The following is a 6,766-nucleotide window of genomic DNA, read 5'->3' on the forward strand; positions in this document are numbered from 1 at the left end:
GCCTCCCGTCCGTCCCGGCGCACGGCGCCTGACACCCGCCTGAACGAACTGCAGGCGACCGGGCCGCCGTCCCGGGGCTGCTTCATCGACTCCGGCGGGACAGTTCGACCATGACCCGCACCGACGGCTTCCGATCGAGCGTCCTGCGCTGGACCCACCGCCCCGTGCGCGAGCGGCTGACGCTCGCGGGGATCGTCGTCCTGGGCGCCGTCCTGACCAGCTGGAACCTGGCCCGCGGCGGCGACTCCGAGTTCTACGCGGCGGCGGCCCGGTCCATGTCCGAGTCGTGGCCCGCGTTCTTCAGCGGGGCGTTCGACCCGAGCGCGAGCGTCACCCTCGACAAGCTCGCCGGCTTCGCGGTGCCCCAGGCCCTCAGCATCCGACTGTTCGGCATGTCGACGGCCTCGCTCGCGCTCCCGCAGGTCCTCGAGGGCGTCGTCACGGTGTGGGCGGTCTCGCTCGTCGGGCTGCGCTGGGTCGGGTCCGGCGTCGGCCTGGTGGCGGCTGCCCTCGCCGCGGCGACGCCGATCTTCGTGTCGATGTTCGGCCACCCGATGGAGGACGGCCTGCTCACCATGGCGCTCGCCGTGGCCCTGGTCTGGTGGCAACGGGCAGCGCTCGCCGACGCCTGGTGGCCCCTGCTGTTCGCCGGGCTGGCCATCGGGGTCGGGTTCCAGGCGAAGATGCTGCAGGCGTGGTTGGTCCTGCCGGCGCTCGTCATCGGGACCCTGGTGGCGGCCGGTGCAGGTCGCCGGTGGAGCCGCGGACTCGGACACGCCGTGGTGCTGGTCGCCTCGGCGGTCGTGGCGTCCCTGGCCTGGTCGGTCGTCATGGCGCTGCTGCCGGCGTCCGGCCACCCGTACTTCGACGGCTCGACGGACGACGACGTCTTCGCGATGGTGTTCGGCTACAACGGCGTCGACCGTTTCCTGCCGGGAGCCTGGCCCGGCGCCGTGGGCGCACTCGGCGCCGCCGGGCACGCGGTCGGCCACGTCCTGGGCGGCGCGACCCGGCAGTTCGGCGGCGGCGGGCAGCGCGGCGGTCGTGACCTGCTGCAGCTGTTCGGACCGCGGTACGCACCGCAGGTCGGGTGGTCGTGGCCCGCAGCGCTGACGGGGATCGGGGTCGCGGCGGTCCGCTGGTGGACGCGACGCGCCGACCGGGAGGCCCGCCCCGCCTCCGCCACCCTGGTCACCGTGGTCGTGTGGCTGGTCACCGCCGTCGTGGTGCTGTCCGTCCTGCGGCTCCCGCACACCGCGTACGTCGCCGCGGTCGGTGTGCAGCTCGCGGTGCTCGCCGGCGTCGGGTGGTGGGGAGCCGCCCGCTGCGTCACCGCCGCGGACCGTCGCCTGCTCGCCGTCCCGGTCGTGCTGCTCGTGGTGCAAGGCGCGTGGTGGGTGTGGCTCGCGTCCGTCGGCGACGAACCGGTGGTGCTCGGGGCGATCGCGGTCGGCGTCACGGTCCTGGCGCTCGTCGCCGTGCTGGTCGTCGGTGGCCGCGCCGGTACGCAGGCGTGGCCGGGCGGCGCGGTCCGGGGTCGGCGGGTCGCGGCCGGGCTGCTCGTCGCGGCGGTCGTGGCCGGGCCGGCGTGCTTCTCGCTGCAGGCGCTCGACGCGGCGCGGGATGGCAGCGGCGGCGACGCCTCGGTGGGCCGTGCCGTTACAGCTGGCTTCGGCGGGGCGGGCGCCGGCAGGGCCGGGTTCGGGGGGCGCTCAGCGGCGGGTTCGCCGTTCGGGGTGCGGTCGGCGCTGCCAGAGACGTTCCACGTGTCCGCGCCGGACGTGGTCGGTGGGCACGTGCAGCTCTCGGCGTCCGAACGGGCCCTGGTCGCCGACGCCGAACGCGACGGTGGCGGACAGGGCGGGGCGCCGCTGTTCCTCGACGACTCGTGGCGGGTCTCCGCCGACGTGATCGAGACCACCGGGGACGAGGTCCTGACCGACGGCGGCTTCTCGGGGCAGGTCCCGGTGTTCACCGCCGCCCAGGTCGAGGCGCTGGTCCACCGTGGTACCACGCACCTGCTCGTCGTCGCCTCGAGCGCCCGTGCCCAGGACCCGGTGCGGCAGGCCGGCGCGGCGCTCGGGTGCACGGTGGTCCACCGGTGGGGGAGATCGGTCGGTGGCGGACGCGGCGGGTTCGGTGCACCGGCGTCGTTCGCGCTCGAGCGCTGCCCGGGACCGCGCTAGCCGACGCCCTCCGACGACACCCGCCAGCTCCCGGACACCCGCTGCAGGCACAGCCCCCAGGTGATCGGGCCCGGGTCCATCCCCATGACGCCGGTCTGACGCAGATCGTCCGAGAAGCACTGCTGGCCGTCTGCCGCACCCGGGACCCTGCGGAGGCCGCCCCACGACCGCAGTCGCGGGTCGTTGCCCTGCAGCCGTTCCCACGCGGTCGACGGACACCAGAGGGTGTCGTCCGGTGACGACAGTGCTCGGAGCGAGCCGCAATCGCGACGGACGGCTGCGTCGAGGAACGCCGTGGCCACCGACCTCGGGCCGGCATCCGTGGCGGGCAGCGGCGCCGACGGGCCCGACGCCCCGCGGGCGTTCAGCCCGACGACGGTCAGGACGACCGCGACCACGACCGCCACTGCGGCGACGACCGCGACGCGACGCCGGCGGTCAGAGGGCATGTGCGCCGAGCAGGGTCCCGGCGAGCCACGTCGCCGTGAGCGCCGCTGCACCACCGATGACCACGCGGAGCGCGGCTCGACCACGGGGAGCGCCGCCGAGCACCGCACCCGTGGTGCCTGTCGCCGCGAGCGCCACCAGGACGGCGACGACGATCACCGCGACGCGGACCGACTCCGGCACGAACAGCGTCGCCAGGAACGGCAGCAGCCCGCCGACGGTGAAGGTCGCCGCGGAGACCCAGGCTGCACGCCAGGGGCTGACGACGTCGTCCTCGGCCGCGTCCTCCTCGGCTGCGACCCAGCGGTCACGGACCTCGGGGCGACCGAGCTCGTCGGCGATGGTGCGGGCGGCGTCCTCGGAGACGCCGATCGAGCGGTAGGCCGCGGCGATGTCGTCCGCTCCGGCTGCCTCGGTCGCGCGGCGGGCCGCCCGCGCGGTCTGCCCGGTGCGCTGCGCGTCGCGGGCACCGCTGACGGAGACGTACTCGCCGAGGGCCATCGACACGGCACCGCCGACCAGGGCGGCCCCGCCCGCGGCGAGGACCGGACCGACGGGTGCACCGGCCCCGGCGACGCCCACGACGACCGCGGCGACGGAGACGATGCCGTCGTTCGCGCCGAGCAGGCCGGCGCGCAGCCAGTTGAGCCGGGCGGCGCTCGTCGACGTCTCGGTGGTGACGCTCGGCAGTGCGGGGACGGAGATGGTGGCCATGATGACCAGGAAAGCACGCGCAGACGGTCCCCGCCAGCCAGGGAAGGCTGCCCTGACCTGGGGTTTGTCAGGCCAGGCTTGCCTCAGTCGGTGCGGGGCGCGGTGGGCCGTCGGTGTCGATCAGCCGGATCGCGACCGAGATCAGGTCGGGGTGTTCCCCGCCCTCGGCCAGCACGTCGCGGACACGCTCGCCGACCTCGCGCAGGGTGTCCCCGGCAGGCCGCGCGTCGCTGACCGCGATGCCGGCGGTGACCGTCACCGAACCGTTCGACCGGTCGATGTCGACCAGGACGTCGGGCTGGCGCAGCGCGAGCTTCACGGCGATCGCGTCGGCGGCGGCCTCGATGATCGGTTGCGCCGGGAAGACGTCGTCGACGCCGTCGATCGTGCGGAGCAGCGCGGTGAGACGCTGGGAGAGGTCCTGGTCGTCGTGCACCGTGCTCCTCAGGGGACGTGGACGTCGTCGAACACGACGTCGATGCGGTTGATGACGAGGTGGGTGTGCCGTGCGAGCACGTCCTCGAGCCGGGCACGGAGCCGGTCTGCCGTGGCGTCGGTCGGCAGGCCGTAGGCGATGCTCGCGGTGACCTCGACCCGGATCGGGGAGCCCGGGACGGCGAGGTCGCCGTCGAGCGTGCAGCGACCCATCACCAGCCCGCCCATCGTGTCGCCCGTCCGGCGCACGAGCCCGCGCACGGCGGCCTCGGTGATGGTCAGGCGGAGTCGGGGGTCCGGGTGCTCGACCGGGACGTCCCGGCCGGAGCGGACCTCGGAGCGGATGGTCTCGAGCAGGCCCGAGATCCACGTGGAGTCGCGGTCGGGCTCGGCGTCGGCGCGCTGTTGCATCGCGTCCCAGGAGAGCTCGCGCAGCCGCTGCATGCCGGACAGGGCCAGGCGGCAGGCGGCGGAGCCCTCGATGGCGGGGTCACGCGGGGTCCGGCCACGGTCCAGGTAGGCGCCGAGCTCCTCCATCGTGTGGCCGTCGAGGTCGTCCTCGGGCACGGGGGCATCGTCGAACGTCATCGCCATGCCTCCATCTCCTGGAGCAGGAACCGCCGGGCCCGGGCGAGCAGCCCACGGACGGTCGACGTCGGCAGCCCGAGGGCCTCGCCGATCTCCTGGTAGCTGTACCCGGCTGTCTCACGCAGCAGCCAGCACCGGCGTTGGTCCTCGGGGAGCTTGTCGAGCGCTTCCCACACCGCGTCGAGCTGCAGACGTGCCTCCACGATACGCTCCGGCGACCGGACGGCATCAGCCGCGGGGTCGACGGCGTCGACGTCGTCGTGGTGGCGCCGGGACCGGATGCGGTCGAGCGCCCTCCGCGTGATGATCTGCGTCACCCAGGGGCGGAACCGCGCGGGGGTCTCGAGGTCCGACAGCCGGCGCCAGGCGGTGAGGAAGGACTCCTGCACGACGTCGTCGGACTCCAGCGTCGAGCCGAGCATCTTCGCCGCGTACACGCGCATCAGTGGACCGTGTCGGCGGGCCAGGACCTCGAACGCGCGGACGTCGCCGTCGGCAGCCCGGACGACGAGGGTCGCGTCCTCGGCGTCGGAGAGCGGGTTGACGTCGTCCATCCTCGCCTTCCGTCGGGTCTCGACCGCGGCGCGCTCGAACGGGTCCCCCCCCGATCGAGCATGCACCTCCGGCCCGGACGGTGCCCGGACGCGCCGGTCCCCGCAGGACGCCCGGGCGTGGATCGGCTAGCTCCGGGCGTACCGGCTCGGGTCGCAGGTGTGCACGGCGTCGGGGTCGAGCACGGTGCGGAGCGTGTAGTCCGCGCAGTCGACGAACGTGCCGATGCTGATGGCGCGCGCCGAGCGCTGCAGCACGCCCTTGGACGGGCCGTCCGAGCCGATGCCCGCACGGTGCACCATCCACTCGAGGTCGTCGGCCTCGTCGCGCAGGTACCGCATCACCGCTTCGTTGTCCCGGTGCTGGCCGAGGTACGCGTGCGCGATCGTGGCCCGGACGACGCGCAGGCCCAGGGGGAGCGGCCGGTCCGGCGCCGCGCTGAGACCACCCGCCTGGTACAGGAACCGGCTGACCCCCTGGCGTCGCATCGCCGGGACCAGTCGCTGGACGAACGCGGTGGCGATCAGGGCGTCCTGCTGGGCCCGGACGTCGCCGATCATCGCGACGACCGCGTCCACGCCGGACAGCAGCGCGTCCAGGTCGAGGTCGTCGGTGATCGACCCCTGCGTCACGGTCAGGCGTGGATGGGGCTCGGTGAACTTCGCGGGCGTCCGCGCGAGTGCCCGGACGTGGTGCCCCTGCGCCAGGGCGAGTCGGACGAAGTGCTGGCCGGTCTGCCCGGTGCCGCCGAAGACCAGGAACGTTCTGGGAGTCGTCATGTCGCCAATCTAGGCGGTGCCTACAAACTAGTCAATGACCAGTTCGGCCGTAGGATGGGGCCATGACCACGCGGCCCTTCCACCACGGGAACCTGCGGGCCGTCCTGCTCGAGGAAGCCGAGTCGGTGATCCGCCAGGACGGCGTCGACGGGCTGTCGCTCCGGGACCTCGCACGCCGAGCGGGGGTCAGCCACGGGGCGCCGCGCAGTCACTTCGCCGACCGCCAGGCCCTGCTGGACGCGCTCGCCGAGCGGGGGTTCGTCCGGCTGACCACCCGCATCGAGCGCGCCCTCGCGCACGACGAACCGGCGCGCGCCCAGTTCGACCGGATCGCCCGGACCTACGTCGACTTCGCGGTGGACGACGCCGCCCTGATGGAGCTCATGTTCGCGACGAAGGGCAGTGCCGCCGCCCCGGCGGTCGGGCAGGCAGCGGCGCGGCTCTTCGCGGTGCTCGACGCCTCGCTGGGACCCGCGGACCCTGCGGACCCGACCCGAGCCCGAGGGCGCTTCACGCTGCTGTTCGCGGCGACGATGCAGGGGATCGCAGCCCTGGTGGCGAGCGGACGGGTCCCGCGGGCGACCGGCGACACGCTCGTCACCGACGCGATGGAGTCGATGCTCACCTCCGAGCTGGGTGGGCGTGCGGTGACACGACGCTGAGTGTCGTGGACGATGCGTGACGAATCGCGTCCCCGACGCGTCTGTATGAGGGAGACAGACGACCGAGGGATGCATGGACCACCAGGACGACACCGTCAGCGGACACGTCGCGCAGCACTGCGACCGTTCGTGTGACAGCACCTTCGACCGGTGGCGCTGCACGATGCCCGTCGGTCACGAGGGTCCGCACCGCGCGGGCGACGCCTCGGGCCGGACGGAGTGGAACGACCGCGCAGCCGGTCGACGGCTCCGGGACCTGGCGCGACCCGCCGCGCACGCCGAGCGCGACGCGCGCGCTGCCGACCGCACCTGAACGTGCGTGAACTGCTCCGTCCCCAAGGCGAAAGCGACAGATCGCAGGTGAACTACCCCGTCCCCACTGCGAAAGCGACAGATCACCGCC

The 6,766-nt window shown here is 74.0% G+C and carries 9 protein-coding genes; 3 read left to right on the forward strand and 6 right to left on the reverse strand.

Features of this window, described 5'->3' with window-relative positions; all coding sequences use genetic code 11:
• The first annotated feature begins 110 nt into the window (after window positions 1-110).
• Window positions 111-2,186, forward strand: a complete 2,076-nt coding sequence (locus BIU90_RS11670; protein ID WP_071300415.1) for a glycosyltransferase family 39 protein — start codon at window positions 111-113, stop codon at window positions 2,184-2,186.
• On the opposite strand, the gene BIU90_RS11675 is transcribed toward BIU90_RS11670, so the two are convergent.
• The 6 genes from BIU90_RS11675 to BIU90_RS11700 form a co-directional block, all read right to left on the reverse strand.
• Entirely contained in the window at window positions 2,183-2,635 is a 453-nt protein-coding gene (locus tag BIU90_RS11675) for a hypothetical protein (protein ID WP_071300416.1), read from the reverse strand. The genes BIU90_RS11670 and BIU90_RS11675 overlap by 4 nt on opposite strands.
• Complete coding sequence (locus tag BIU90_RS11680) at window positions 2,625-3,347, reverse strand: VIT1/CCC1 transporter family protein (RefSeq protein ID WP_071300417.1); 723 nt, start codon at window positions 3,345-3,347, stop codon at window positions 2,625-2,627. Before BIU90_RS11680 ends, BIU90_RS11675 begins: the two co-directional genes overlap by 11 nt.
• A gap of 67 nt (window positions 3,348-3,414) precedes the next feature.
• Window positions 3,415-3,783, reverse strand: coding sequence for a hypothetical protein (locus tag BIU90_RS11685; RefSeq protein WP_071300418.1), 369 nt, complete (start codon window positions 3,781-3,783; stop codon window positions 3,415-3,417).
• Window positions 3,784-3,791: 8 nt separating this feature from the next.
• Window positions 3,792-4,376 carry a hypothetical protein gene (locus BIU90_RS11690; protein WP_254787032.1) on the reverse strand — a complete coding sequence of 195 codons (585 nt, stop codon included), beginning with the start codon at window positions 4,374-4,376 and terminating at the stop codon, window positions 3,792-3,794.
• On the reverse strand, window positions 4,367-4,924 hold the full coding sequence (locus BIU90_RS11695) for an RNA polymerase sigma factor (protein ID WP_071300419.1): 558 nt from the start codon (window positions 4,922-4,924) through the stop codon (window positions 4,367-4,369). Before BIU90_RS11695 ends, BIU90_RS11690 begins: the two co-directional genes overlap by 10 nt.
• A 126-nt stretch (window positions 4,925-5,050) precedes the next feature.
• Window positions 5,051-5,701, reverse strand: a complete 651-nt coding sequence (locus BIU90_RS11700) for an NAD(P)-dependent oxidoreductase (protein WP_071300420.1) — start codon at window positions 5,699-5,701, stop codon at window positions 5,051-5,053.
• 62 nt (window positions 5,702-5,763) lie between these two features.
• Here BIU90_RS11700 and BIU90_RS11705 point away from each other — a divergent pair, with 62 nt between their 5' ends.
• Together BIU90_RS11705 and BIU90_RS11710 are read left to right on the forward strand one after the other, a co-directional pair.
• Window positions 5,764-6,363 (forward strand): TetR/AcrR family transcriptional regulator, encoded by a 600-nt coding sequence (locus BIU90_RS11705; protein WP_071300421.1) that lies wholly within the window; start codon window positions 5,764-5,766, stop codon window positions 6,361-6,363.
• Between the two features lie 73 nt (window positions 6,364-6,436).
• On the forward strand, window positions 6,437-6,676 hold the full coding sequence (locus BIU90_RS11710; protein ID WP_071300422.1) for a hypothetical protein: 240 nt from the start codon (window positions 6,437-6,439) through the stop codon (window positions 6,674-6,676).
• Window positions 6,677-6,766 lie beyond the last annotated feature (90 nt).

Source organism: Curtobacterium sp. MCBA15_001, assembly GCF_001864835.1.
GTDB lineage: Bacteria > Actinomycetota > Actinomycetes > Actinomycetales > Microbacteriaceae > Curtobacterium.

What these genes read in the sequence shown, in the direction of transcription:
- BIU90_RS11690 (WP_254787032.1), bottom strand. Translation starts at nt 4,376, where the DNA reads ATGGCGATGACGTTCGACGATGCCCCCGTGCCCGAGGACGACCTCGAC.
- BIU90_RS11695 (WP_071300419.1), bottom strand. Translation starts at nt 4,924, where the DNA reads ATGGACGACGTCAACCCGCTCTCCGACGCCGAGGACGCGACCCTCGTC.
- BIU90_RS11670 (WP_071300415.1), top strand. Translation starts at nt 111, where the DNA reads ATGACCCGCACCGACGGCTTCCGATCGAGCGTCCTGCGCTGGACCCAC.
- BIU90_RS11710 (WP_071300422.1), top strand. Translation starts at nt 6,437, where the DNA reads ATGGACCACCAGGACGACACCGTCAGCGGACACGTCGCGCAGCACTGC.
- BIU90_RS11680 (WP_071300417.1), bottom strand. Translation starts at nt 3,347, where the DNA reads ATGGCCACCATCTCCGTCCCCGCACTGCCGAGCGTCACCACCGAGACG.
- BIU90_RS11700 (WP_071300420.1), bottom strand. Translation starts at nt 5,701, where the DNA reads ATGACGACTCCCAGAACGTTCCTGGTCTTCGGCGGCACCGGGCAGACC.
- BIU90_RS11705 (WP_071300421.1), top strand. Translation starts at nt 5,764, where the DNA reads ATGACCACGCGGCCCTTCCACCACGGGAACCTGCGGGCCGTCCTGCTC.
- BIU90_RS11675 (WP_071300416.1), bottom strand. Translation starts at nt 2,635, where the DNA reads ATGCCCTCTGACCGCCGGCGTCGCGTCGCGGTCGTCGCCGCAGTGGCG.